This window comes from Pseudomonas sp. 05N432 (genome assembly GCF_056396945.1).
Genome location: NZ_JBFTMM010000016.1, coordinates 18,550 through 43,528, shown reverse-complemented (window position 1 = coordinate 43,528; position 24,979 = coordinate 18,550). Strand labels below are relative to the sequence as shown.

Annotated in this window: 21 protein-coding genes; 15 read left to right on the top strand and 6 right to left on the bottom strand. The window is 60.6% G+C overall.

From position 1 onward, the window contains the following. Positions 1-6 precede the first annotated feature (6 nt). The 13 genes from AC1DHT_RS18160 (at position 7) to AC1DHT_RS18100 (ending at position 14,935) form a co-directional block, all read left to right on the top strand. Positions 7-681 (top strand): NuoB/complex I 20 kDa subunit family protein, encoded by a 675-nt coding sequence (locus AC1DHT_RS18160; RefSeq protein ID WP_019689823.1) that lies wholly within the window; start codon positions 7-9, stop codon positions 679-681. Between the two features lie 73 nt (positions 682-754). Next, positions 755-2,539: an NADH-quinone oxidoreductase subunit C/D gene (gene nuoC, locus AC1DHT_RS18155; protein WP_427547414.1), complete on the top strand. Its 1,785-nt coding sequence runs from the start codon at positions 755-757 to the stop codon at positions 2,537-2,539. A 2-nt stretch (positions 2,540-2,541) separates the two neighbouring features. Then, the gene (nuoE, locus tag AC1DHT_RS18150) at positions 2,542-3,039 is read left to right on the top strand and encodes an NADH-quinone oxidoreductase subunit NuoE (RefSeq protein WP_007970445.1); all 498 of its coding nucleotides are present in this window, start codon (positions 2,542-2,544) and stop codon (positions 3,037-3,039) included. Beyond that, a complete protein-coding gene (nuoF, locus tag AC1DHT_RS18145) occupies positions 3,036-4,394 on the top strand; it encodes an NADH-quinone oxidoreductase subunit NuoF (protein ID WP_429538572.1) in 1,359 nt (452 codons plus the stop codon). The genes nuoE and nuoF overlap by 4 nt, the downstream gene beginning before the upstream one ends. 137 nt (positions 4,395-4,531) lie before the next feature. After that, on the top strand, positions 4,532-7,246 hold the full coding sequence (gene nuoG, locus AC1DHT_RS18140; RefSeq protein WP_427547088.1) for an NADH-quinone oxidoreductase subunit NuoG: 2,715 nt from the start codon (positions 4,532-4,534) through the stop codon (positions 7,244-7,246). Continuing rightward, positions 7,243-8,250 (top strand): NADH-quinone oxidoreductase subunit NuoH, encoded by a 1,008-nt coding sequence (gene nuoH / locus AC1DHT_RS18135; RefSeq protein WP_019689819.1) that lies wholly within the window; start codon positions 7,243-7,245, stop codon positions 8,248-8,250. The genes nuoG and nuoH overlap by 4 nt, the downstream gene beginning before the upstream one ends. 12 nt (positions 8,251-8,262) lie before the next feature. Next, on the top strand, positions 8,263-8,808 hold the full coding sequence (gene nuoI, locus AC1DHT_RS18130; protein WP_218570730.1) for an NADH-quinone oxidoreductase subunit NuoI: 546 nt from the start codon (positions 8,263-8,265) through the stop codon (positions 8,806-8,808). Positions 8,809-8,817: 9 nt separating this feature from the next. Then, positions 8,818-9,318, top strand: coding sequence for an NADH-quinone oxidoreductase subunit J (gene nuoJ / locus AC1DHT_RS18125; protein WP_019689817.1), 501 nt, complete (start codon positions 8,818-8,820; stop codon positions 9,316-9,318). Between the two features lie 4 nt (positions 9,319-9,322). After that, entirely contained in the window at positions 9,323-9,631 is a 309-nt protein-coding gene (gene nuoK, locus AC1DHT_RS18120) for an NADH-quinone oxidoreductase subunit NuoK (protein ID WP_054597859.1), read from the top strand. Beyond that, a complete protein-coding gene (nuoL, locus tag AC1DHT_RS18115) occupies positions 9,628-11,481 on the top strand; it encodes an NADH-quinone oxidoreductase subunit L (RefSeq protein WP_427547085.1) in 1,854 nt (617 codons plus the stop codon). The genes nuoK and nuoL overlap by 4 nt, the downstream gene beginning before the upstream one ends. Before the next feature lie 39 nt (positions 11,482-11,520). Further along, a complete protein-coding gene (gene nuoM, locus AC1DHT_RS18110) occupies positions 11,521-13,053 on the top strand; it encodes an NADH-quinone oxidoreductase subunit M (protein WP_429538571.1) in 1,533 nt (510 codons plus the stop codon). Between the two features lie 7 nt (positions 13,054-13,060). Further along, the gene (gene nuoN, locus AC1DHT_RS18105) at positions 13,061-14,524 is read left to right on the top strand and encodes an NADH-quinone oxidoreductase subunit NuoN (protein WP_019689813.1); all 1,464 of its coding nucleotides are present in this window, start codon (positions 13,061-13,063) and stop codon (positions 14,522-14,524) included. A 174-nt stretch (positions 14,525-14,698) separates the two neighbouring features. Next, positions 14,699-14,935 (top strand): hypothetical protein, encoded by a 237-nt coding sequence (locus AC1DHT_RS18100; RefSeq protein WP_427547079.1) that lies wholly within the window; start codon positions 14,699-14,701, stop codon positions 14,933-14,935. Positions 14,936-15,285: 350 nt separating this feature from the next. Here AC1DHT_RS18100 and cysS read toward each other — a convergent pair whose 3' ends face one another. Together cysS and AC1DHT_RS18090 are read right to left on the bottom strand one after the other, a co-directional pair. Next, on the bottom strand, positions 15,286-16,668 hold the full coding sequence (gene cysS / locus AC1DHT_RS18095) for a cysteine--tRNA ligase (RefSeq protein ID WP_442114570.1): 1,383 nt from the start codon (positions 16,666-16,668) through the stop codon (positions 15,286-15,288). 20 nt (positions 16,669-16,688) lie between these two features. Next, positions 16,689-18,386, bottom strand: coding sequence for a glutamine--tRNA ligase/YqeY domain fusion protein (locus AC1DHT_RS18090; RefSeq protein ID WP_427527351.1), 1,698 nt, complete (start codon positions 18,384-18,386; stop codon positions 16,689-16,691). A 262-nt stretch (positions 18,387-18,648) separates the two neighbouring features. On the opposite strand from AC1DHT_RS18090, the gene AC1DHT_RS18085 reads away from it, so the two are divergent. Beyond that, positions 18,649-19,152, top strand: coding sequence for a peptidylprolyl isomerase (locus AC1DHT_RS18085; protein ID WP_019689807.1), 504 nt, complete (start codon positions 18,649-18,651; stop codon positions 19,150-19,152). Further along, positions 19,149-19,898, top strand: a complete 750-nt coding sequence (locus AC1DHT_RS18080; protein ID WP_427546518.1) for a UDP-2,3-diacylglucosamine diphosphatase — start codon at positions 19,149-19,151, stop codon at positions 19,896-19,898. The genes AC1DHT_RS18085 and AC1DHT_RS18080 overlap by 4 nt, the downstream gene beginning before the upstream one ends. Positions 19,899-20,089: 191 nt before the next feature. On the opposite strand, the gene AC1DHT_RS18075 is transcribed toward AC1DHT_RS18080, so the two are convergent. From AC1DHT_RS18075 to AC1DHT_RS18060, 4 genes are all read right to left on the bottom strand, one after another. Beyond that, positions 20,090-21,619 (bottom strand): DHA2 family efflux MFS transporter permease subunit, encoded by a 1,530-nt coding sequence (locus tag AC1DHT_RS18075; RefSeq protein WP_429538569.1) that lies wholly within the window; start codon positions 21,617-21,619, stop codon positions 20,090-20,092. Positions 21,620-21,683: 64 nt separating this feature from the next. Then, entirely contained in the window at positions 21,684-22,886 is a 1,203-nt protein-coding gene (locus AC1DHT_RS18070; protein ID WP_429538568.1) for an HlyD family efflux transporter periplasmic adaptor subunit, read from the bottom strand. Positions 22,887-22,901: 15 nt separating this feature from the next. Continuing rightward, positions 22,902-24,377: an efflux transporter outer membrane subunit gene (locus AC1DHT_RS18065; RefSeq protein ID WP_427546526.1), complete on the bottom strand. Its 1,476-nt coding sequence runs from the start codon at positions 24,375-24,377 to the stop codon at positions 22,902-22,904. Beyond that, the gene (locus tag AC1DHT_RS18060) at positions 24,374-24,847 is read right to left on the bottom strand and encodes a MarR family winged helix-turn-helix transcriptional regulator (RefSeq protein WP_427527361.1); all 474 of its coding nucleotides are present in this window, start codon (positions 24,845-24,847) and stop codon (positions 24,374-24,376) included. The genes AC1DHT_RS18065 and AC1DHT_RS18060 overlap by 4 nt, the downstream gene beginning before the upstream one ends. Positions 24,848-24,979: the final 132 nt, after the last annotated feature.

Here is a 24,979-nt window from a genome sequence, read left to right as displayed (position 1 = left end):
TTGGCGATGCAATACAATCTCACCAGGATCGACCCCGATGCTCCTAACGAGCAGTATCCGATCGGCGCACGGGAAACCGTCTCCGATCCGTTAGAAGATCAAGTTCACAAAAACATTTTCATGGGCAAGCTCGAAGACGTGCTTAACGGCACGATCAACTGGGGGCGTAAGAACTCCCTGTGGCCGTATAACTTCGGTCTTTCGTGCTGCTACGTGGAAATGACCACCGCCTTCACGGCGCCCCACGACATCGCGCGCTTTGGCGCCGAGGTTATCCGGGCATCGCCGCGTCAAGCGGATTTCATGGTTATTGCCGGAACCTGCTTCATCAAGATGGCGCCGATCATTCAGCGTCTCTACGAGCAGATGCTCGAGCCGAAGTGGGTTATCTCCATGGGTTCGTGCGCCAACTCCGGTGGCATGTACGACATCTACTCCGTCGTTCAAGGGGTGGACAAGTTCCTGCCCGTGGACGTCTACGTGCCTGGCTGCCCGCCCCGCCCTGAAGCTTTTCTGCAAGGCTTGATGCTGTTGCAGGAGTCGATTGGCCAGGAGCGTCGCCCACTTTCCTGGGTCGTTGGCGATCAAGGCGTTTACCGCGCCGAGATGCCTTCGCAAAAGGAACAGCGCCGCGAACAGCGTATTCAGGTAACCAACCTGCGCAGCCCCGACGAAGTCTGATCCAGATCTGTTCTTACAAAGAAACGAGAAACTGGCTTCATTCTTTACGTTGACCGAAAGCGATAAAAAAACCATGACTACAGGCAGTGCTCTGTACATCCCGCCTTACAAGGCAGACGACCAGGATGTGGTCGTCGAATTGAACAACCGTTTTGGCCCTGAGGCGTTCAGCGCCCAGGCCACCCGCACCGGCATGCCGGTGCTTTGGGTTGCCCGTGCCAAACTCGTCGAAGTCCTGACCTTCCTGCGCAACCTGCCCAAGCCGTACGTCATGCTCTATGACCTGCACGGCGTGGACGAGCGTCTGCGCACCAAGCGCCAGGGCTTGCCGAGCGGTGCCGACTTCACTGTGTTCTATCACTTGATGTCGATCGAACGTAATAGTGACGTAATGATCAAGGTCGCCTTGTCCGAGAGCGACCTCAGCGTGCCGACCGTGACCGGTATCTGGCCGAACGCCAACTGGTACGAGCGTGAAGTGTGGGACATGTACGGCATCAACTTTGCCGGCCACCCGCACCTGACCCGCATCATGATGCCGCCGACCTGGGAAGGTCACCCGCTGCGCAAGGACTTCCCGGCCCGTGCCACCGAGTTCGACCCGTTCAGCCTGACGCTGGCCAAGCATCAGCTTGAAGAAGAAGCTGCGCGCTTCAAGCCTGAAGACTGGGGCATGAAGCGTTCCGGCGCCAACGAGGACTACATGTTCCTCAACCTGGGTCCGAACCACCCTTCCGCTCACGGTGCGTTCCGCATCATCCTGCAACTGGACGGCGAAGAGATCGTCGACTGCGTGCCGGACGTTGGCTACCACCACCGTGGTGCCGAGAAGATGGCCGAGCGTCAGTCCTGGCACAGCTTCATCCCGTACACCGACCGTATCGACTACCTCGGCGGCGTGATGAACAACCTGCCGTACGTGCTCTCGGTCGAGAAGCTCGCCGGTATCAAGGTGCCTGAGAAGGTCGACGTCATCCGCATCATGATGGCCGAGTTCTTCCGGATCACCAGCCACCTGCTGTTCCTGGGGACGTACATCCAGGACGTCGGCGCCATGACCCCGGTGTTCTTCACCTTCACCGACCGCCAGAAGGCGTACACGGTGATCGAAGCCATCACCGGTTTCCGCCTGCACCCGGCCTGGTACCGCATCGGTGGCGTCGCCCACGACCTGCCGCGCGGCTGGCAAAAACTGGTCAAGGACTTCGTCGAGTGGATGCCAAAGCGTCTGGACGAATACCAGAAAGCCGCACTGGACAACAGCATCCTGCGTGGCCGGACCATCGGCGTCGCCGCCTACAACACCAAAGAGGCCCTGGAATGGGGCGTCACTGGTGCAGGCTTGCGTTCGACCGGTTGCAATTTCGACCTGCGTAAAGCCCGTCCATACTCCGGCTACGAGAACTTCGAATTCGAAGTACCGCTGGCGGCCAATGGCGATGCCTATGATCGTTGCATCGTGCGCGTGGAAGAAATGCGCCAGAGCATCAAGATCATCGACCAGTGCCTGCGCAACATGCCGGAAGGCCCGTACAAGGCGGATCACCCGCTGACCACGCCGCCGCCGAAAGAGCGCACGCTGCAGCACATCGAGACCTTGATCACGCACTTCCTGCAAGTTTCGTGGGGCCCGGTCATGCCGGCCAACGAATCCTTCCAGATGATCGAAGCGACCAAGGGCATCAACAGTTATTACCTGACGAGCGATGGCGGCACCATGAGCTACCGCACCCGGATTCGCACCCCAAGCTTCCCGCATCTGCAGCAGATCCCTTCGGTGATCAAAGGCAGCATGGTCGCGGACTTGATCGCGTACCTGGGTAGTATCGACTTCGTTATGGCCGACGTGGACCGCTAAGCATGAATAGCACGCTTATCCAGACAGACCGTTTCGCCCTGAGCGAAACCGAGCGCTCGGCCATCGAGCACGAGCTGCATCACTACGAAGACCCGCGCGCGGCGTCGATCGAAGCCCTGAAGATCGTCCAGAAGGAACGTGGCTGGGTGCCTGACGGCGCGCTCTACGCCATCGGCGAAATCCTCGGCATCCCGGCCAGCGACGTTGAAGGCGTGGCGACGTTCTATAGCCAGATCTTCCGTCAGCCAGTCGGTCGTCACATCATTCGCGTCTGCGACAGCATGGTCTGCTACATCGGTGGCCACGAGTCGGTGGTCAGCGAAATCCAGAGCAAGCTGGGCATCGGCCTGGGTCAAACCACCGCCGACGGTCGTTTCACCCTGCTGCCGGTCTGCTGCCTCGGCAACTGCGACAAGGCGCCGGCGTTGATGATCGACGACGACACATTCGGTGATGTGCAGCCTGCTGGCGTTGCCAAATTGCTCGAGGGCTACGTATGACCCTGACTTCCTTCGGCCCTGCCAACCGCATCAAGCGCAGCGCAGAGACCCACCCGCTGACCTGGCGTCTGCGTGACGACGGCGAGGCTGTCTGGCTCGACGAGTACCAGGCCAAGAACGGCTACGCGGCAGCGCGCAAAGCCTTCGCCGACATGTCCCAGGACGATATCGTCCAGACCGTCAAGGACTCCGGCCTCAAGGGTCGCGGCGGCGCGGGCTTCCCCACTGGCGTGAAGTGGGGCCTGATGCCCAAAGACGAATCCATGAACATCCGCTACCTGCTGTGCAACGCGGATGAAATGGAACCCAACACCTGGAAAGACCGCATGCTGATGGAGCAACTGCCCCATCTGCTGATCGAAGGCATGCTGATCAGTGCCCGCGCACTGAAAACCTACCGTGGCTACATCTTCCTGCGTGGCGAATACACCACCGCCGCCAAGCACCTGAACCGTGCCGTGGAAGAAGCCAAGGCTGCGGGCCTGCTGGGCAAGAACATCCTGGGCAGCGGTTTCGATTTCGAACTGTTCGTCCATACCGGCGCCGGGCGTTACATCTGCGGTGAAGAAACCGCACTGATCAACTCCCTCGAAGGCCGCCGCGCCAACCCGCGCTCCAAGCCGCCCTTCCCTGCCGCCGTTGGCGTATGGGGCAAGCCGACCTGCGTGAACAACGTCGAAACGCTGTGCAACGTGCCGGCGATCATCGGCGACGGCGTGGACTGGTACAAATCCCTCGCTCGCGAAGGCAGTGAAGACCATGGCACCAAGCTGATGGGCTTCTCCGGCAAAGTGAAGAACCCCGGCCTGTGGGAGCTGCCGTTCGGCGTCCCTGCGCGCGAGCTGTTCGAAGACTACGCCGGCGGCATGCGCGACGGTTACAAGCTCAAGTGCTGGCAGCCAGGCGGCGCCGGTACCGGCTTCCTGTTGCCGGAACACCTGGACGCACAAATGTACGCCGGCGGCATCGCCAAAGTGGGCACCCGTATGGGTACCGGCCTGGCCATGGCGGTGGACGACAGCGTCAACATGGTGTCCCTGCTGCGCAACATGGAAGAGTTCTTCGCCCGTGAGTCGTGCGGTTTCTGCACCCCGTGCCGTGACGGTTTGCCGTGGAGCGTCAAGCTCCTGCGCGCCATCGAGAACGGTGAAGGGCAAGCCGGCGACATCGAGACCCTGCTGGGTCTGGTCGGTTTCCTCGGCCCAGGCAAGACCTTCTGTGCTCACGCACCGGGTGCCGTGGAGCCATTGGGCAGCGCAATCAAATACTTCCGTCCAGAGTTCGAAGCCGGCATCGCGCCTACCAGCAGCGTCGCCGTCCCGCCTCTGGCAAAGCCGATCCTGGTCGGCGCTTAACGCTTTAAAAAAGGCGAACGGTCCGTGCCGTTCGCCTTTCGTCCGATGACGCCTTTTCAGGCTGTTTGGATTTGGACGGATAACAAGATTCCATTAGCCACGCCCGCTGACACCGGGCCAACGAAGAACTTTGAACCATGGCCACTATCCACGTAGACGGCAAAGAGCTCGAAGTCGATGGGGCAGACAACCTGTTACAGGCATGTCTGTCGCTAGGCCTCGATATCCCTTATTTCTGCTGGCACCCCGCCCTCGGCAGCGTTGGCGCTTGCCGCCAGTGCGCCGTCAAGCAGTACACCGACGAGAACGACAAGCGTGGTCGTATCGTCATGTCCTGCATGACCCCTGCGACCGACGGCAGCTGGATCTCCATTGACGACGAAGAAGCCAAAGTGTTCCGCGCAAGCGTCGTCGAATGGCTGATGACCAACCACCCGCACGACTGCCCCGTGTGCGAGGAAGGCGGTCACTGCCACCTGCAAGACATGACGGTAATGACCGGCCACAACGAGCGCCGTTACCGCTTCACCAAGCGTACCCACCAGAACCAGCAACTGGGCCCGTTCATTTCCCACGAAATGAACCGCTGCATCGCCTGCTATCGCTGCGTACGTTTCTATAAAGACTACGCCGGCGGTACTGACCTCGGTGTATTCGGCGCCCACGACAACGTGTACTTCGGTCGCGTTGAAGACGGCACCCTCGAAAGCGAGTTCTCCGGCAACCTCACCGAGGTCTGCCCGACCGGTGTATTCACCGACAAGACTCACTCCGAGCGCTACAACCGTAAATGGGACATGCAGTTCTCGCCGAGCATCTGCCATGGCTGCTCCAGCGGTTGCAACATCAGCCCGGGTGAGCGTTACGGCGAACTGCGTCGCATCGAAAACCGCTTCAACGGTTCGGTGAACCAGTACTTCCTTTGCGACCGTGGCCGTTTCGGCTATGGCTACGTCAACCGCGAAGATCGCCCACGTCAGCCACTGCTGGCCAACGGCGCCAAGCTGAGCCTCGACGAAGCGCTGGATAAAGCCGCTGATTTGCTGCGCGGTCGCAACATCGTTGGTATCGGTTCGCCGCGTGCCAGCCTTGAAAGCAACTACGCCCTGCGCGAACTGGTCGGTGCCGAGCACTTCTACTCGGGTATCGAAGCTTCCGAGCTTGAGCGTATTCGCCTGGTCATGCAGGTGCTGAAAGACAGCCCGCTGCCGATCCCGAACATGCGCGACGTCGAAGACCACGACGCGATTTTCGTCCTCGGTGAAGACCTGACCCAGACCGCTGCGCGCATGGCCCTGGCCCTGCGTCAATCGGTCAAGGGCAAAGCCGAAGACATGGCCGACGCCATGCGCGTTCAGCCTTGGCTCGACGCCGCGGTGAAAAACATCGGTCAGCACGCGCTGAACCCGCTGTTTATCGCAAGCCTGGCCGAAACCAAGCTCGACGACGTGGCTGAAGAATGCGTTCACGCCGCTCCAGACGACCTGGCACGTATCGGTTTCGCCGTGGCTCACGCCCTCGACGCCAGCGCCCCGGCCGTTGAAGGCCTGGACAGCGAAGCTCTCGAACTGGCTCAACGCATCGCCAACGCCCTGCTCGCGGCCAAGCGTCCGCTGATCATCGCCGGTACTTCGCTGGGCTCCAAAGCGCTGATCGAAGCGGCGGCGAACATCGCCAAAGCCCTGAAGCTGCGCGAGAAGAACGGTTCCATCAGCCTGATCGTGCCAGAGGCCAACAGCCTCGGCCTGGCCATGCTCGGCGGCGAATCGGTCGATGCAGCCCTGCAAGCGGTGATCGACGGTAAAGCCGACGCCATCGTGGTGCTGGAAAACGATCTGTACACCCGTACCGACAAAGCCAAGGTCGATGCAGCCCTGACCGCCGCCAAAGTGGTGATCGTTGCCGACCATCAGAAAACCGCTACCAGCGATCGCGCGCACCTGGTTCTGCCAGCCGCCAGCTTCGCTGAAGGCGACGGTACGCTGGTCAGCCAGGAAGGCCGCGCCCAGCGCTTCTTCCAGGTCTTCGACCCGACTTACCTCGATGCAAGCATCCTGGTTCACGAAGGCTGGCGCTGGCTGCATGCCCTGCGCGCGACCCTGCTGAACCAGCCGATCGACTGGACCCAACTGGACCACGTCACCGCGGCCTGCGCGTCGAGCACCCCACAACTGGCCGGTATCGTCAACGCTGCGCCGTCCGCTTCGTTCCGGATCAAAGGCCTGAAACTGGCCCGCGAACCGCTGCGTTACAGTGGCCGGACCGCGATGCGTGCCGACATCAGCGTGCACGAGCCGCGTACCTCCCAGGACAACGACACCGCGTTCTCGTTCTCCATGGAAGGTTACTCGGGCTCCGTCGAACCGCGTCAGCAAGTGCCATTCGCCTGGTCGCCGGGCTGGAACTCGCCGCAAGCCTGGAACAAGTTCCAGGACGAAGTCGGTGGTCATCTGCGTGCCGGTGATCCGGGTGCTCGCCTGATCGAAAGCCAGGGCGATTCACTGAACTGGTTCGCCAGTGTTCCGCGTGCGTTCAACCCGGCCCAGGGCACCTGGCAGGTTGTGCCGTTCTATCACCTGTTCGGCAGCGAAGAGAACTCTTCGAAAGCCGCTCCGGTCCAGGAACGCATTCCAGCCGCTTATGTGTCGCTGGCCAAGTCCGAAGCCGATCGCCTGGGCGTCAATGACGGTGCCATGCTGAGCTTGAACGTTGCCGGCCAGACCCTGCGTCTGCCGCTGCGCATCAACGAAGAACTGGGCGCTGGCCTGGTGGCGCTGCCTGCGGGTATCGCCGGCATTCCACCGGCAATCTTTGGCAAATCCGTTGACGGTCTGCAGGAGGCAGCGCAATGACCTTGTTCACTCCTGAAGTGATCGACATCATCATCGCGGTGCTCAAGGCCATCGTGATCCTGCTCGCCGTGGTGGTCTGCGGCGCGCTGTTGAGCTGGGTCGAGCGTCGTTTGCTCGCCCTCTGGCAGGACCGTTACGGTCCGAACCGCGTCGGCCCGTTCGGCGCGTTCCAGATTGCAGCCGACATGATCAAGATGTTCTTCAAGGAAGACTGGACGCCGCCGTTTGCCGACAAGGTGATCTTCACCCTGGCGCCGGTCGTGGCCATGAGCGCCTTGCTGATTGCCTTCGCGATCATCCCGATCACCCCGACCTGGGGTGTCGCGGACCTGAACATCGGTATCCTGTTCTTCTTCGCCATGGCCGGTCTGTCGGTCTACGCGGTGTTGTTCGCCGGCTGGTCGAGTAACAACAAGTTCGCCCTGCTGGGCAGCTTGCGGGCCTCGGCACAAACCGTGTCGTACGAAGTGTTCATGGGCCTGTCGCTGATGGGCATCGTGATCCAGGTCGGCTCGTTCAACATGCGCGACATCGTTGACTACCAGGCGCAGCACCTGTGGTTCGTCATTCCGCAGATCTTCGGTTTCCTGACCTTCTTCATTGCCGGCGTCGCCGTGACTCACCGTCACCCGTTCGACCAGCCGGAAGCGGAGCAGGAACTGGCCGACGGTTACCACATTGAATATGCCGGCATGAAATGGGGCATGTTCTTCGTCGGCGAGTACATCGGCATCGTGTTGATTTCGGCGCTGCTGGTAACCTTGTTCTTCGGTGGCTGGCACGGTCCGTTCGGCATTCTGCCGCAGATCCCGTTCATCTGGTTCGCACTGAAAACCGCGTTCTTCATCATGTTCTTCATCCTGCTGCGCGCCTCGATTCCGCGCCCACGGTATGACCAAGTGATGGACTTCAGCTGGAAGTTCTGCCTGCCGCTGACCCTCGTCAACATGCTGGTGACCGCTGCGATCGTGTTGCTCAACACGCCCGCCATCGCGGCTCAGTGAGGATAGAGAATCATGAAGTATATTTTTGACATCGTGCATGGCTTCTTCACCCAGCTTCGCAGCCTGGTGATGATTTTCGGCCATGCCTTCCGCAAGCGCGACACGCTGCAATATCCGGAAGAGGCGGTGTACCTGCCGCCGCGCTTTCGTGGACGTATCGTCCTGACCCGCGACCCCGATGGTGAAGAGCGCTGCGTTGCCTGCAACCTCTGCGCCGTGGCATGCCCGGTCGGTTGCATCTCGCTGCAGAAAGCCGAAACCGAAGACGGTCGCTGGTACCCGGAGTTTTTCCGTATCAACTTCTCGCGCTGCATTTTCTGTGGCCTCTGCGAGGAAGCCTGCCCGACCACCGCGATCCAGCTGACACCGGATTTCGAAATGGCCGAGTTCAAGCGTCAGGACCTGGTTTACGAGAAAGAAGATCTGCTGATCTCCGGCCCCGGCAAAAACCCTGACTACAACTTCTATCGTGTTGCAGGTATGGCCATTGCTGGCAAGCCGAAAGGCTCCGCGCAGAATGAAGCCGAACCGATCAACGTGAAGAGCTTGCTGCCTTAAGGAAGAAAGATGGAATTCGCTTTCTATTTCGCGTCAGGAGTTGCCGTTGTGTCCACGCTTCGCGTGATCACCAACACCAATCCTGTACACGCCCTGCTCTACCTGATTATTTCGCTGCTCGCCGTGGCGATGACCTTTTTCAGCCTCGGTGCGCCATTTGCCGGTGTACTGGAAGTGATCGCCTACGCCGGCGCCATCATGGTGCTGTTCGTGTTCGTGGTGATGATGCTGAACCTCGGCCCCGCCTCGGTTCAGCAAGAACGCGTCTGGCTCAAGCCCGGTATCTGGGCGGGTCCGGTGGTACTGGCTGCGCTGCTGCTGGCTGAACTGCTGTATGTGCTGTTCAGCCATTCCAGCGGCACCGGCGTCGGCCACACCACCGTAGACGCCAAGGCCGTGGGCATCAGCCTGTTCGGTCCTTATCTGCTGGTGGTCGAACTCGCCTCGATGCTGCTGCTCGCCGCAGCCGTCACGGCGTTCCACTTGGGCCGCAACGAGGCGAAGGAGTAACTTTATGCCTGCTATCCCTCTCGAGCATGGTCTGGCGGTTGCCGGCATCCTGTTCTGCCTCGGTCTGGTTGGCCTGATGGTCCGCCGCAACATTCTCTTCGTGCTGATGAGCCTGGAGGTCATGATGAATGCCTCCGCACTGGCGTTCATCGTTGCCGGTAGCCGTTGGGGCCAGCCGGATGGACAGATCATGTTCATCCTGGTGATCAGCCTGGCCGCCGCCGAGGCCAGCATTGGCCTGGCGATTCTGTTGCAGCTGCATCGCCGCTTCCACACTCTCGATATCGACGCTGCCAGCGAGATGCGCGGATGAACCTTCTCTATCTGACTTTCGTATTCCCCCTGATCGGTTTCCTGCTGCTGTCGTTCTCACGCGGCCGCCTCTCGGAAAACCTCTCGGCGCTGATCGGCGTCGGCTCCGTCGGCCTCTCGGCGATCGTTGCTGCCTACGTCATCTGGCAGTTCAACGTCGCGCCGCCTGAAGGCGGTCACGTCACCCAGGTGTTGTGGCAGTGGATGTCGGTCGGCGACTTCAAGCCGAACTTCGCCCTGTACCTGGATGGCCTGTCCGTGACCATGCTCGGTGTGGTCGTCGGCGTGGGCTTCCTGATCCACCTGTTCGCGTCCTGGTACATGCGCGGTGAAGACGGTTACTCGCGCTTCTTCGCGTACACCAACCTGTTTATCGCCAGCATGCTGTTCCTGGTGCTGGGCGATAATCTGTTGTTCCTGTACTTCGGTTGGGAAGGCGTGGGCCTGTGCAGCTACCTGTTGATCGGTTTCTACTACAGCAACCGCAACAACGGTAACGCCGCACTCAAAGCCTTCATCGTCACCCGTATCGGCGACGTGTTCATGGCCATCGGCCTGTTCATCCTGTTCCAGCAGTTGGGCACGCTGAACATTCAAGAGCTGCTGGTCAAAGCGCCTGAGCACTTCAAGACCGGTGACTTCTGGATCGTCATGGCGACCCTGATGCTGCTGGGCGGCGCTGTCGGTAAATCCGCGCAACTGCCGCTGCAAACCTGGCTGGCGGATGCGATGGCCGGTCCTACCCCGGTTTCGGCACTGATCCACGCCGCGACCATGGTGACCGCCGGTGTCTACCTGATCGCCCGTACCCACGGTCTGTTTGCGTTGGCGCCGGATATCCTGCACCTGGTCGGCATCGTCGGCGGTGTGACCCTGGTGCTCGCCGGTTTCGCAGCCCTGGTCCAGACCGACATCAAGCGTATCCTCGCCTACTCGACCATGAGCCAGATCGGCTACATGTTCCTGGCGCTGGGCGTGGGTGCCTGGGAAGGCGCGATCTTCCACCTGATGACCCACGCGTTCTTCAAGGCCCTGTTGTTCCTTGCTTCCGGTTCGGTGATCGTTGCCTGCCACCACGAGCAGAACATCTTCAAGATGGGCGGTCTGTGGAAGAAACTGCCACTGGCCTACGCCAGCTTCATCGTCGGCGGTGCGGCCCTTGCGGCCCTGCCACTGGTGACCGCAGGTTTCTACTCGAAAGACGAAATCCTCTGGGAAGCCTTCGCCAGCGGCAACCACGGTCTGCTCTATGCAGGTCTGGTGGGTGCCTTCATGACGTCGCTGTACACCTTCCGCCTGATCTTCATCGCGTTCCACGGTGAAGTGAAGACCGAAGCCCACGCCGGTCACGGCATCGCTCACTGGCTGCCACTGTCGGTGCTGATCGTACTGTCGACCGCCATTGGCGCGATGATCGTTCCGCCACTGCACGGCGTACTGCCAGAAAGCGTTGGGCATGCCGGCGGCGAAGCCAAGCACAGCCTGGAACTGGTCTCGGGTGCTATCGCCCTGTCCGGTATCCTGCTGGCCGCGCTGCTGTTCCTCGGCAAGCGCAGCTTCGTCACCGCCATCGCCAACAGCGGTATCGGCCGTTTGCTCTCGGCCTGGTGGTTCGCCGCCTGGGGCTTCGACTGGATCTACGACAAACTGTTCGTCAAGCCGTACCTTGCGATCAGCCACATGCTGCGCAAAGACCCGTTCGACCAAACCATCGGTTTGATCCCGCGGATGGCCAAAGGGGGTCACAACTCCCTGAGCCGTACCGAAACTGGTCAACTGCGTTGGTACGCCGCCTCGATGGCTGCTGGTGCCGTGCTGGTTATCGGCGCTGTCGTGCTGGTAGCGGTCTGATATGAACCTTGCGAACTTGCGAAAGGAAACGAGCCCGTCATGATTTTGCCATGGCTAATCCTGATCCCCTTCATCGGCGGCCTGCTGTGCTGGATGGGTGAGCGCTTCGGCGCTACCCTCCCCCGCTGGATTGCGCTGATCACCATGTCCCTGCTGCTGTCCCTCGGCCTCTGGCTGTGGGCCCACGGTGACTATTCATTTGCTCCGGCGCCTGGCGCCGATCCGACCTGGGCGCTTGAGTTCAAGCATGTCTGGATCCAGCGCTTCGGCATCAACGTGCACCTGGCCCTCGACGGCCTGTCGCTGTTGATGATCATGCTGACCGGTCTGCTGGGTGTCCTCTCGGTACTCTGCTCGTGGAAAGAGATCCAGCGTCACGTTGGCTTCTTCCACCTGAACCTGATGTGGATCCTGGGCGGTGTTGTCGGCGTGTTCCTGGCCCTCGACCTGTTCATGTTCTTCTTCTTCTGGGAAATGATGCTGGTGCCGATGTACTTCCTCATCGCGCTCTGGGGTCACAGTTCTTCGGACGGCAAGAAAACCCGGATCTACGCGGCGACCAAGTTCTTCATCTTCACCCAGGCCAGCGGCCTGATCATGCTGGTGGCGATCCTGGGTCTGGTACTGGTCAACTTCAACAGCACGGGCGTGATTACCTTCAACTACGCCGACCTGTTGAAAACCAAGATGTCGCTGACCACCGAGTACGTTCTGATGCTTGGCTTCTTCATCGCCTTCGCGGTGAAGCTGCCGGTGGTGCCGTTCCACTCCTGGCTGCCGGATGCTCACGCACAGGCACCGACTGCGGGTTCCGTTGACCTGGCCGGTATTCTGCTGAAGACCGCTGCGTACGGTCTGCTGCGTTTCGCCCTGCCGCTGTTCCCGAATGCGTCGGCCGAGTTCGCGCCGTTCGCCATGGCCCTGGGCCTGGTCGGGATCTTCTACGGTGCGTTCCTGGCGTTCGCCCAGACCGACATCAAGCGTCTGGTTGCGTACTCCAGCGTTTCGCACATGGGCTTCGTGTTGATCGGCATCTACTCCGGCAGCCAGTTGGCCCTGCAAGGCGCAGTGATCCAGATGCTCGCGCACGGCCTGTCGGCAGCGGCACTCTTTATCCTCTGCGGCCAGCTCTACGAGCGCACCCACACTCGCGACATGCGCGAGATGGGCGGCCTGTGGTCGAAGATCGCCTACCTGCCTGCCATCAGCCTGTTCTTCGCTGCAGCTTCGCTGGGCTTGCCAGTGACCGGTAACTTCGTCGGTGAGTTCCTGATCCTGATCGGCACCTTTGCCAGCGCGCCGTGGGTCACCGTGATCGCGACTGCCGGCCTGGTGTTCGGTTCGGTCTACTCGCTGATCATGATTCACCGTGCCTACTTCGGTCCGTCCAAATCGGACGCCGTGCTGCATGGCATGGATACTCGCGAAATGATCATGGTGGTTGGACTGGCGGCACTGCTGATTTACATCGGCGTCTACCCGCAACCGTTCCTCGATACCTCTGCCGCGACGATGCATGGCGTGCAGCAATGGTTCGGTACCGCCTTCACTCAACTCGCTTCGGCCCGGTAAGAGCGCTATGGACTTTACGATTCAACACTTTATCGCGCTTGCGCCATTGTTGATCACCAGCGCCACGATCATCGTGGTGATGCTGGCGATCGCCTGGCGTCGCAACCACTCGCAGACCTTCCTGCTGTCGGTCGCGGGTCTGAACCTGGCCTTGCTGTCGATCCTGCCAGCCCTGAAAGTCGCGCCTCTGGCCGTGACTCCACTGCTGCAAATCGACAGCTTTGCCTGCCTGTACATGGCGCTGATCCTGGTCGCCACCCTCGCTTGCGTCACTCTCGCCCATGCCTACCTCGGCGAAGGCGGTACGGGTTACCCGGGCAACCGTGAAGAACTGTACCTGCTGATCCTGATGGCTGCCGCCGGTGGCCTGGTTCTGGTCAGCGCGCAGCACCTGGCCGGCTTGTTCGTCGGTCTGGAACTGCTCTCGGTACCGGTCTACGGTCTGGTGGCCTATGCCTTCTTCAACAAGCGCTCTCTGGAAGCCGGCATCAAGTACATGGTGCTGTCGGCAGCCGGTTCTGCGTTCCTGTTGTTCGGTATGGCCCTGCTCTACGCCGAAGCTGGCACCCTGAGCTTCAGCGGCATCGGTCACGCCCTTGCGGCCACTGGCCTGCCAAGCCCGCTGGCGCAGATGGGCCTGGGCATGATGCTGATCGGCCTGGCGTTCAAACTGTCGCTGGTACCGTTCCACCTCTGGACGCCGGACGTCTACGAAGGTGCCCCGGCACCGGTTGCAGCGTTCTTGGCCACTGCCTCGAAAGTTGCCGTGTTCGCGGTCATGGTGCGTCTGTTCCAGATCTCGCCAGTGGCCAGCAGCGGTGTGTTGAGCACCGTGCTGACCGTGATCGCGATCGCCTCGATCCTGTTCGGTAACCTGTTGGCACTGACCCAGAGCAACCTCAAGCGTCTGCTGGGTTACTCGTCCATCGCGCACTTCGGTTACCTGCTGATCGCCCTGGTGGCAAGCAAGGGTCTGGCGATGGAAGCCATCGGCGTGTACCTGGTCACCTACGTGATCACCAGCCTCGGTGCTTTCGGCGTGATCACCCTGATGTCCTCGCCGTACAAAGGCCGTGACGCTGACGCACTGTACGAGTACCGCGGCCTGTTCTGGCGTCGTCCGTACCTGACCGCCGTTCTGACCGTGATGATGTTGTCACTGGCCGGCATCCCGCTGACCGCAGGCTTCATCGGCAAGTTCTACATCATCGCCACCGGTGTCGAGTCTCACCAATGGTGGCTGGTCGGCTCCCTGGTACTGGGCAGCGCCATCGGCGTCTTCTACTACCTGCGCGTCATGGTCACCCTGTACCTGATCGAACCAAACCTGCGTCGCGTCGACGCCCAACTGCACTGGGAACAAAAGGCAGGCGGCGTGATGCTGCTGGCCATCGCAGTGCTGGCGTTCTTCCTCGGCCTGTACCCACAGCCGTTGCTGGCACTGGTTCAGCAAACTGGCCTGGCGGGTTGATCGCTTAAGCGATACGCAGCAGAAAACACAAACGGCACCTTCGGGTGCCGTTTTTGCGTCTGGGGGACTGCTCTCCCCTTTCTCGGAATATGCCTGCAAAGAGACCGGTGGCAGCTGACATCCGGCTGATGCAACCGAGCGCTAAGGTGAGTGACGGGCTATCAGGAGCATTCAATGAAACGGGATATTTTTTCAGACGTGGTCGAAGGTTTTAAATTCCTGGCGACTGAGCAACAACGCAATACTCTGGTAAGGGGAGCTCCTGAATCTCCGCCGCCTTCAAAAACCACTACAGGGAAATCCTCAGGACGGCGCATCGGCGCTATGAAAGGCAAACTGACCCTGCCTGATGGCTTTTACGCGCCACTGCCGGACGAGATACAAGATGCATTTGAAGGGACCCTCGAATGAGGATCTCATTCGATACGCCTATTCTGTTTTACTGATCGTTCCCATGCTCCGCGGGGGAATGCAGCCCGTGACGCTCCGCGTCACATGCCGAAGCGGACGCAGAGCGTCCATTGAGGCGTTCCCACGCTGAGCATGGGAACAATCCAAATGGCCCCATCGCGAGCAGGCTCGCTCCCACAGTTAATCGCAGGTGTGCACAAATAGTGTGCTCACAGTAGATCCCCTGTGGGAGCAGCCGGGCGGCGTTCCGCCTGCTCGCGATAGCGTCAGCCCAGACACCACTGCACCTGTTCCCTGCTCATAAACAAAAACCCGCACAAGGCGGGTTTTGTTTTTAGCTCAAGCAGGCTTTAGTCAGCCAGGCGCCAGGTCGTGCCGCCCTTGCCGTCTTCCAGTACCACGCCCATGGCGGTGAGCTGGTCGCGGATGCGGTCCGACTCGGCCCAGTCCTTGTTGGCACGGGCGGTCAGGCGCGCCTGAATCAGCGCCTCGACTTCTGCTGCATCAACCCGGCCTTCAGCGCCGGCTTGCAGGAAGTCATCGGCTTCAAGCTGCAACACACCGAGCACGCTGGCCAGTTCTTTCAGGCGTGCCGCCAGACCTGCCGCTGCATTCAGATCGCTCTCACGCAGACGGTTGATCTCGCGCACCATCTCGAACAGCATCGCGCAGGCTTCCGGCGTGCCGAAGTCGTCGTTCATCACCTGGGTGAAACGTTCGACAAAGGCTTCGCCACCGGCGGCCGGGACCGTCGGCAAACCTTTCAGCGCGTGGTAGAAACGCTCCAGAGCGCCTTTGGCGTCCTTGAGGTTGTCTTCCGAGTAGTTGATCGCGCTGCGGTAGTGGCTCGATACCAGCAGGTAACGCACGACTTCCGGGTGGTACTTGTCGAGCACGTCGCGAATGGTGAAGAAGTTGTTCAAGGACTTGGACATCTTCTCGCCATTGATGCGAATCATCCCGCAATGCATCCACGCGTTGGCGTAGGTCTTGCCGGTGGCCGCTTCGCTCTGGGCGATTTCGTTTTCGTGGTGCGGGAACTCGAGGTCGCTGCCGCCGCCATGAATATCGAAGGTCTCACCGAGGCAGCAGGTCGACATCACCGAGCACTCGATGTGCCAGCCCGGACGCCCGGCGCCCCATGGCGATTCCCAGCTCGGTTCACCCGGCTTGGCGGCTTTCCACAAGACGAAGTCCAGCGGGTCCTGTTTCGACTCGTCGACTTCGATACGGGCGCCGATGCGCAGGTCTTCGATTTTCTTGCGCGACAGCTTGCCGTAGCCCATGAACTTCGCGACGCGGTAGTACACGTCGCCGTTACCCGGCGCGTAAGCGTAGCCCTTGTCGATCAGAGTCTGGATCATCGCGTGCATGCCGGCAATGTGGGCGGTGGCGCGCGGTTCCATGTCCGGCTTGAGGATGTTCAAGCGCGACTCGTCTTCGTGCATCGCCGCGATCATGCGCTCGGTCAACGCTTCGAACGACTCGCCGTTTTCACGGGCGCGGTTGATGATCTTGTCGTCGATGTCGGTGATGTTGCGCACGTAGGTCAGGTCATAACCGCTGAACCGCAACCAGCGGGTCACCAGGTCGAACGCGACCATGCTGCGGCCGTGGCCCAGGTGGCAGTAGTCGTACACGGTCATCCCGCAGACGTACATGCGCACCTTGTTGCCATCCAGCGGCTTGAAGACTTCTTTGCTCTTGGTGAGCGTGTTGTAGATCGTAAGCACGACTATTCCTTAAGACTTGATCACTGGCCCCACGAATCACGCAGGGTCACGGTACGGTTGAATACCGGAGCGCCCGGTTTCGAGTCCTTGATATCCGCAACGAAGTAACCTTCGCGCTCGAACTGGAAACGGTCTTCCGGCTGTGCGTTGCCCAACGAGGGTTCAGCACGACAACCGGTGAGGACTTGCAGTGAGTCAGGGTTGATGTTGTCCAGGAAACTGGCGCTGTCTTCGGCCTTCTCCGGGTTCGGAGAACGGAACAGGCGATCGTACAGACGCACTTCGCACTCGACGCTGGCCGCGGCCGGCACCCAGTGGATCACGCCTTTGACCTTGCGGCCTTCAGGGTTCTTGCCCAGGGTTTCAGGGTCATACGAGCAACGCAGTTCGACGATGTTGCCATCGGCGTCCTTGATCGCTTCGTCGGCACGGATCACATAGCTGCCGCGCAGACGCACTTCACCGGCTGGCTCCAGGCGCTTGTAGCCTTTCGGCGGCTCTTCCATGAAGTCTTCACGGTCGATGTAGATCTCACGGGCGAATGGCAGAACGCGCACACCCATGTCTTCTTTCGGATGGCAAGCCAGTTCGAGGTTCTCGACCTGGCCTTCCGGGTAGTTGGTGATCACGACTTTCAGCGGACGCAGTACGCACATGGCGCGCGGGGCGCTGTGGTCAAGGTCGTCACGGATGCTGAATTCGAGCATGCCGAAGTCGACCACGCCGTCGGAACGGTTGGTGCCGATCATTTCGCAGAAGTTGCGGATCGATTTCGGCGTGTAGCCACGGCGACGGAAACCCGACAGCGTGGACATGCGCGGATCGTCCCAGCCATTGACGTGCTTTTCATCGACCAGTTGCTTGAGCTTGCGCTTGCTGGTGATGGTGTAGTTCAGGTTCAGACGGCTGAACTCGTACTGACGCGGGTGCGCCGGTACTGGCAGGTTGTCGAGGAACCAGTCGTACAGCGGACGATGGCTTTCGAACTCCAGGGTGCAGATCGAATGGGTGATGCCTTCGATGGCGTCCGACTGACCGTGGGTGAAGTCATAGTTCGGGTAAATGCACCACTTGTCACCGGTCTGGTGGTGATGGGCATGACGAATGCGGTACATGATCGGGTCGCGCAGGTTCATGTTCGGCGAGGCCATGTCGATCTTGGCCCGCAGCACGCGTGCGCCGTCCTTGAACTCGCCGGCCTTCATGCGGGCGAACAGGTCGAGGTTTTCCTCAACCGAGCGCTCGCGGAACGGACTGTTCTTGCCTGGCTCGGTCAGGCTGCCGCGGTATTCCTTGGCTTGTTCAGGGGTCAGGTCGTCGACGTAGGCCTTGCCCGCCTTGATCAGCTCGACCGCCCACGCGTGCAACTGGTCGAAATACTGCGAGGCATAGCGCACTTCACCGGACCACTCAAAGCCCAGCCACTTGACGTCGCTTTCGATAGCGTCGATGTATTCCTGGTCTTCCTTGGCCGGGTTGGTGTCGTCGAAACGCAGGTGCGTCACGCCACCGAATTCCTGGGCCAGGCCGAAGTTCACACAGATCGACTTGGCGTGACCGATGTGCAGGTAGCCGTTGGGCTCAGGCGGGAAACGGGTGACGATCTGCGTGTGCTTACCCGAGTCCAGGTCTGCCTGGATGATCGGCCGCAGGAAGTTGACCGGCACGGCAGGGCCAGTCTTGGAATTCGAGGTAGGGTCGACAGTGGGCTTGCTCATAGGATCCTTGAACGTACAAGTGCGTGGCCTTCATGGAGGCCTGACAAAACAAAGCCGCTATCATAGCCGATGCGGTCAAGCGCCTGACAGAGCAGGCCCTAAAACAGGTGCGTTTAATGCACCTGATTTGAAAAACAGCCTCGAAATTCGCGGCCATCGCGCTAAACTGCCCACCTTGGTGATTTTTCGCCAGACAGGTATGGGCTCGCACGCGTCACGCAGCGCCCCGAAAGCCACGAATTCCTTGAATAGAGTAGTAATCATGACTCAAGTCAAACTGACCACCAACCACGGCGACATCGTCCTGGAACTGAACGCCGAGAAAGCCCCGATCACCGTGGCCAACTTCATCGAGTATGTTAAGGCCGGCCACTACGAAAACACCATTTTCCACCGTGTTATCGGCAACTTCATGATCCAGGGTGGCGGTTTCGAGCCAGGCATGAAGGAAAAGAAAGACAAGCGCCCAAGCATCCAGAACGAAGCTGACAACGGTCTTTCCAACGACAAGTACACCGTCGCCATGGCTCGCACCATGGAGCCGCATTCGGCTTCCGCGCAGTTCTTCATCAACGTCGCCGACAACAGCTTCCTCAACCACAGCGGCAAGAACGTTCAGGGCTGGGGTTATGCCGTGTTCGGTAAAGTGACCGCCGGTACTGACGTTGTCGACAAGATCAAAGGTGTTTCGACCACCATGAAGTCCGGCCACCAGGACGTACCAGCAGACGACGTGATCATCGAGAAAGCCGAGATCATTGAGTGATATTGCTGATTTCAGATTTACATCTGGAAGAGGAACGCCCGGACATTACCCGGGCGTTTCTGGATTTGCTCGCCACCCGCGCCCGTTCGGCGCAAGCGTTGTACATTCTCGGCGACTTTTTCGAGGTGTGGATTGGCGACGACGCCATGAGCCCCTTCCAACGCTCCATCTGCCAGGCCCTGCGCGAACTTAGCGACAGCGGCACGGCGATATTCCTGATGCACGGCAATCGTGACTTCCTGCTCGGCAAGGCCTTCTGCAAAGCAGCCGGCTGCACCCTGCTCAAGGACCCGAGTGTCGTGCAACTTGCAGGTGAGCCGGTGCTGTTGATGCACGGCGACAGCCTGTGTACCCGCGACGAAAGCTACATGAAACTGCGCCGTTATCTGCGCAACCCCGTCAGCTTGTTCATCCTGCGCCATCTGCCGCTGCGCACCCGCCGCAAACTGGCGCGCAAGCTGCGCAGCGAAAGCCGCGCGCAAACCCGGATGAAAGCCAACGACATCGTCGATGTGACCCCCGAGGAAATCCCGCGGATCATGCAGCAGTACGGGGTGAAAACCCTGATCCACGGCCACACCCACCGCCCCGCCATCCACAAATTGCAGATTGGCGAGCAAGCGGCCAAGCGCATTGTGCTGGGGGATTGGGATCGCCAGGGGTGGGCGTTGCAAGTGGATGACCAGGGGTTTCAGCTGGCGGCGTTTGATTTTGTGAACCCACAGCTGGCGTTGCCAGGTAGCTGACCGGCCCGAAAACACCACAACTCAGCCCGTAGCAGCTGTCGAGCCCGCGAGGCTGCGTTCGGCTGCGCAGCAGTCGTAAAACCTGTGATCGCGGTTCAACAGAACAACCGCGGGTACCGGACTGCGACTGCTGCGCAGTCGAACGCAGCCTCGCAAGCTCGACAGCTGCTACGTCCCCTCATTCCCCCTTATCAATGCCCACTCGCCTCCGGCCCCGCCTTCGCTGCAAACGGCGGCTTGGCCAGCCACACCAGCAGAATCAAGCCCATAAAGCCCCAACCCAACAGCGTGAAGTAATCCACGGTGGAGAGCATGTACGCCTGGCTGGTCAGCAGGTGATCGAGCTGCGCATACGCCGGATTGCCCGCCCCGCCCAAGGTATTCAAGGTATCGCGGGTCGTCGGGTCGAAGGTGCTGAGGCTTTCGCTCAGGTAAGCGTGATGCTGATCGGCGCGACGAATCCAGATCCAGGTGGTCAGCGAGGCCGCAAAGCTGCCGCCCAGGGTCCGCAGGAATGTCGCCAGGCCCGCGCCGTCGGCGATCTGATGCGGTGGCAGGTCCGACATCAGAATGCTCAGGGTCGGCATGAAGAACAGCGCCACACCAATCCCCATGAACAGTTGCACCAGCGCCACGTGCTGGACGTCCACCTCATTGGTGAAGCCGGCGCGCATGAAGCAGCTCAGGCCGATTGCCAGGAACGCCAGCCCGGCCAGCAGTCGCAGGTCGAACCGGTGCGCGTACTTGCCGACAAAAGGCGACATCAGCACCGGCAGAATCCCGATCGGCGCCACCGCCAAACCGGCCCAGGTCGCGGTGTAGCCCATCTGGGTCTGCAGCCACTGCGGCAGAATCAGGTTGATGCCAAAGAACCCGGCGTAACCCAGGACCAACACGATGGTGCCGATGCGGAAGTTGCGATAGGCAAACAGCCGCAGATTCACCACCGGGTGCTTGTCGGTCATCTCCCAGATCACGAACACGGCCAGCGCAATCGCCGAAATAGCCGCACCGATAATGATGAAGTTCGACTCGAACCAGTCCAGATCATTGCCTTTGTCGAGGATGATCTGCAGCGCGCCGACACCAATGATCAGGGTCAGCAGACCTATGTAGTCCATCGGCTGGCGACTGATCACCACCGGACGTTCCTTGAGCTGCTGCTTGACCACCATCACCGCGAACACGCCAATCGGCACGTTGATGAAGAAAATCCACGGCCAGCTGTAACTGTCGGTAATCCAGCCACCGAGTATGGGGCCGGCAATCGGCGCCACCACCGTGACCATCGCCAGCAATGCCAAGGCCATCCCCCGTTTCGCTGGCGGATAAACTGCGATCAGCAGCGTCTGGGTCATTGGGTACAACGGCCCGGCCACCAATCCTTGCACCACCCGGAAGCCGACCAGCTCGGGCATCGAGGTCGAGATACCGCAGAGGAACGACGCCAGCACGAACAGGATGGTCGCCCACAGAAACAGCTTCACTTCACCAAAACGCCGACTCAGCCAACCGGTCAGCGGCAGCGCGATGGCGTTGCTCACGGCGAACGAGGTGATGACCCAGGTGCCCTGCTCCGAACTCACGCCCAGGTTGCCGGAAATAGTCGGCAAGGCCACGTTGGCGATGGTGGTGTCGAGCACCTGCATGAAGGTCGCCAGCGACAGGCCAATGGTGCTGAGCACCAGGCTGGGCGGCTTGAAAGACGCGTTAGTACTCATCGCGAATCCTTTGAAACGAGGCAGTCGCTGCGACCGTTACGGCCGCAGCTGGGGGATTGGCGAATCAGCGTTGAGCGGTTTTGGCCGCCAGTGAGCTGTTGTCGTGGATCAAGCGGGTGATCATCGCGTCGGCCTCGGCCAACTGACGGTCGTAGATGTTGGTGCTGAACGAAGCCTTTTGTGGCGATTGCTGCGCCAGCACCGGACCGCTCTGGTCATGCAGGTTGACGTTGACCATCGTCGACAGGCCAACACGCAACGGATGGGCGGCCAGTTGCTCGGCGTTGATGTGAATCCGCACCGGCACCCGCTGAACGATCTTGATCCAGTTACCGGTGGCGTTTTGCGCCGGCAGCAAGGCAAACGCGCTACCGGTCCCGGCGCCCAGGCTGTCGATGGTGCCGTTGTATTTCACTTCGCTGCCATAGAGGTCGGCTTCGATGTCCACGGGCTGACCGATGCGCATATCACGCAACTGGGTTTCCTTGAAGTTGGCGTCGATCCACAGTTGATTCAGCGGGATCACCGCCATCAGCGCAGTCCCCGGCTGGACCCGTTGGCCCAGCTGGACGGTGCGCTTGGCCACATAACCGGTGACCGGCGCGATCAGTGTGCTGCGGGCGTTGGCCAGGTAAGCCTGACGCACTTGCGCGGCAGCGGCCTGGACGTCCGGGTGAGACGAAACCACCGTGTCATCGACCAGCGCGCTGGTGGTGGCGAGTTGCTGCTGAGCATTGGCCAGGGCGTTCTGCGCCGAGGTCAGGTCGTCCCGTGCGTGGGACAATTCTTCCTGGGAGATTGCCCCGCCCGCCGCCAGATTCTTCCGGCGATTGAAGTTGTCCTGAGCCTTCTGCACTTCGGCTTTTTGGGCGTTGACCTGGGCTTTCATGCCGTCAACGTTACTGTACAGGCCGCGCACCTGGCGCACGGTGCGGCCCAGATTGGCTTGCGCACTTTGCAGGCCAACTTGCGCGTCGTTCGGGTCGAAGTTGACCAGCACCTGACCTTCGTGGACCAGATCGCCATCGTCTGCACCGATGCTGACAACCGTGCCGGTGACCAGTGGCGTGATTTCCACCACGTTGCCGTTGACGTAGGCATCGTCGGTGCTTTCGCTCCAGCGTCCGTAGAGTTCGTGCCAGCCCCAGACACCGAGGCAACCAACAATCACCAAGACCGTCAGCACCAGCAGCATGAATTTACGTTTGCCTGGATTGCCCGCGTCTTGGGCGCTTTCAGGCGTTGGGTTGTTTTCGATAGTGGCCATGACAAGTACCTTGAATTATTGATTCAGCGTGGCAGGCGCTGGGGATGGGCTGGCCGCGGCCAGGGTGTCGGCTTGAAACCCGCCGCCCAGTGCCTGCATCAGTTGAATCGACAGATCGATCTGCTCGGCATTCAGGTTCGCCAACTGACGTTGGGCCTGGAGCAATTGCTGCTCGATGCTGAGCACGTCCAGGTAGTTACCGATGCCGGAACCGTAACGCTGGACCACCGTGTTGTATGAATCCTGGGCAATGTCGGTGGCGTGTTGCTGTGCACCGATCTGCCGACCGATGTCACGCAACTGGGAAATCGCGTCGCTGACATCCCCCAAGGCCTTCACCAGCGTCTTGTTGTACTGCGCGACAGCGAGGTCGTAGTCGGCGTCGCGGGCATCGAGGTTGGCGCGCAAGCGGCCGCCATCGAAGATCGGCAACGACACGGTGGGCATAATGTTGAAGAAGCGACTCGCCGAGCCGAACAGGGCGTCACCCAACAACGATTCGGTGCCGGCGGCTGCGCTCAGGTTGAGGTTCGGGTAGAACTTTGTCTTGCCGGCGTCGATGCTTTTGCTCGCCGCCTCGACCCGCCAGCGTGCGGCGATCAGGTCCGGGCGACGACCGAGCAATTCAGCCGGCAACGTCGACGGCAGCGCCACGGCGCTGGCCTGAAGGATTTTCGGCCGGGCAATCTCATTACCGCGATCCGGGCCTTTGCCGAGCAGCACGGCCAGGGCGATTTTCGCGCTCTGCAGGGTCTTTTCAGCGTCGATCAACGTCGCTTCGGAACTGGCTTCCAGGCTTTCGGTTTGCTGGTACTGGTATTGACTGTCGATACCGGAGCTCAGCCGGCGCTTGCTCAGATCGAGCATTTGCCGGGTGCGCTTGAGGTCGTCTTTAGCCAGGTCATGAACGATATGGGCCTGCCCCAGGTTGCTGTAGGCGCGGGCGACATCGGCCGACAAGGTCAGTTGTGCGGCTTGCTGATCGACTTCAGCCGCGCGGGCCTGGCCCAGCGCCGCTTCCCAGTTGGCACGCTGACCGCCCCAGAGGTCGAAGGTGTAATTGAAGCTGGCGCCGATACTGCGCACCGTGGCGTAGTTACCGCCCGCTCCGGTCGGGTCCTTGTCACGCGCCAGACGCGAGCGGCTGACGCTGGCGCTGGCATCGAGAGTCGGCATCCGTGCGGCATCGGCGGCATAAGCAGCGGCGCTGGCCTGGTGGGCCCGGGCGTCGGCGATCTGCATGTCCGGGCTGTCGTGCAGGGCTTCGCGAATCAGGCCGTCGAGCTGCGGGTCGCCAAGGCTTTTCCACCAGTCGCTTTTTGGCCAGGCCGCGGGCGACAGGGTGACACCGTTGAGCGACTGCCCGGCCTTGAGGTTTTTCGCATCGAGGCTCACGCCTTGGGTGTTCAGGCCGCTGTAGCTGGCACACCCGGCCAGGCTCATGGCCAACAGCACCAGGCTGACGCGAGTGCGCAAGGATTTACTGCTCATTTGTCACCTACCCGCAGCAAGGTGATCGAGTCACCGGCCGCCAGCAAAATTTTCTTCAGTATCTGCTCCAGGGTTTTCAACTCTTCTGGCGTGATGGCGCCTGCCAGTTCGTTCATCGCCTCGGCACCGATGTGCGGCAGGCGGTCGGCCAGTTTCTGGCCTTCTTCGGTCAGCACCAGTTGCACCTGACGGCGGTCGCCTTCGCTGCGTTGGCGGGAAAGAAAACCCTTCTGTTCCAGACGATCGAGCATGCGGGTCATCGAACCGCTGTCCAGTGACAGGTGCCGGCACAGCTCGGCCGGTGTATCGACACCAAACTGGGCCATGATGATCAGCACTTTGAACTGCGCGGCGGTGATGCCATGGGGTTCCATGTGCGTATCGATGATCCGGTCCTTGAGCAGCGCGGCGCGCCCGAGCAAGAGACCGAGATGGCAATTGTGAAAATCGTCTGGTTTGAAATGCTTCATCTGACCACCCGTTAGCTGCCTAGGCAGCGAATGTATGTCGAGATATTACTGCCTAGGCAGCGAATGTCAACGTAATAGTTAGGTAGCTTTGTAATTAGCTGATAAATGGCGAGGAGAGGCGCTTCGGATCGA

Coding starts and splice junctions, on each gene's coding strand:
- nuoH (WP_019689819.1), top strand. CDS start 7,243: ATGACCTTGTTCACTCCTGAAGTGATCGACATCATCATCGCGGTGCTC.
- nuoL (WP_427547085.1), top strand. CDS start 9,628: ATGAACCTTCTCTATCTGACTTTCGTATTCCCCCTGATCGGTTTCCTG.
- AC1DHT_RS18085 (WP_019689807.1), top strand. CDS start 18,649: ATGACTCAAGTCAAACTGACCACCAACCACGGCGACATCGTCCTGGAA.
- nuoK (WP_054597859.1), top strand. CDS start 9,323: ATGCCTGCTATCCCTCTCGAGCATGGTCTGGCGGTTGCCGGCATCCTG.
- nuoE (WP_007970445.1), top strand. CDS start 2,542: ATGAATAGCACGCTTATCCAGACAGACCGTTTCGCCCTGAGCGAAACC.
- nuoI (WP_218570730.1), top strand. CDS start 8,263: ATGAAGTATATTTTTGACATCGTGCATGGCTTCTTCACCCAGCTTCGC.
- AC1DHT_RS18070 (WP_429538568.1), bottom strand. CDS start 22,886: ATGGCCACTATCGAAAACAACCCAACGCCTGAAAGCGCCCAAGACGCG.
- AC1DHT_RS18090 (WP_427527351.1), bottom strand. CDS start 18,386: ATGAGCAAGCCCACTGTCGACCCTACCTCGAATTCCAAGACTGGCCCT.
- AC1DHT_RS18075 (WP_429538569.1), bottom strand. CDS start 21,619: ATGAGTACTAACGCGTCTTTCAAGCCGCCCAGCCTGGTGCTCAGCACC.
- nuoG (WP_427547088.1), top strand. CDS start 4,532: ATGGCCACTATCCACGTAGACGGCAAAGAGCTCGAAGTCGATGGGGCA.
- nuoM (WP_429538571.1), top strand. CDS start 11,521: ATGATTTTGCCATGGCTAATCCTGATCCCCTTCATCGGCGGCCTGCTG.
- AC1DHT_RS18100 (WP_427547079.1), top strand. CDS start 14,699: ATGAAACGGGATATTTTTTCAGACGTGGTCGAAGGTTTTAAATTCCTG.
- AC1DHT_RS18060 (WP_427527361.1), bottom strand. CDS start 24,847: ATGAAGCATTTCAAACCAGACGATTTTCACAATTGCCATCTCGGTCTC.
- AC1DHT_RS18065 (WP_427546526.1), bottom strand. CDS start 24,377: ATGAGCAGTAAATCCTTGCGCACTCGCGTCAGCCTGGTGCTGTTGGCC.
- nuoC (WP_427547414.1), top strand. CDS start 755: ATGACTACAGGCAGTGCTCTGTACATCCCGCCTTACAAGGCAGACGAC.
- nuoJ (WP_019689817.1), top strand. CDS start 8,818: ATGGAATTCGCTTTCTATTTCGCGTCAGGAGTTGCCGTTGTGTCCACG.
- nuoF (WP_429538572.1), top strand. CDS start 3,036: ATGACCCTGACTTCCTTCGGCCCTGCCAACCGCATCAAGCGCAGCGCA.
- AC1DHT_RS18160 (WP_019689823.1), top strand. CDS start 7: ATGCAATACAATCTCACCAGGATCGACCCCGATGCTCCTAACGAGCAG.
- nuoN (WP_019689813.1), top strand. CDS start 13,061: ATGGACTTTACGATTCAACACTTTATCGCGCTTGCGCCATTGTTGATC.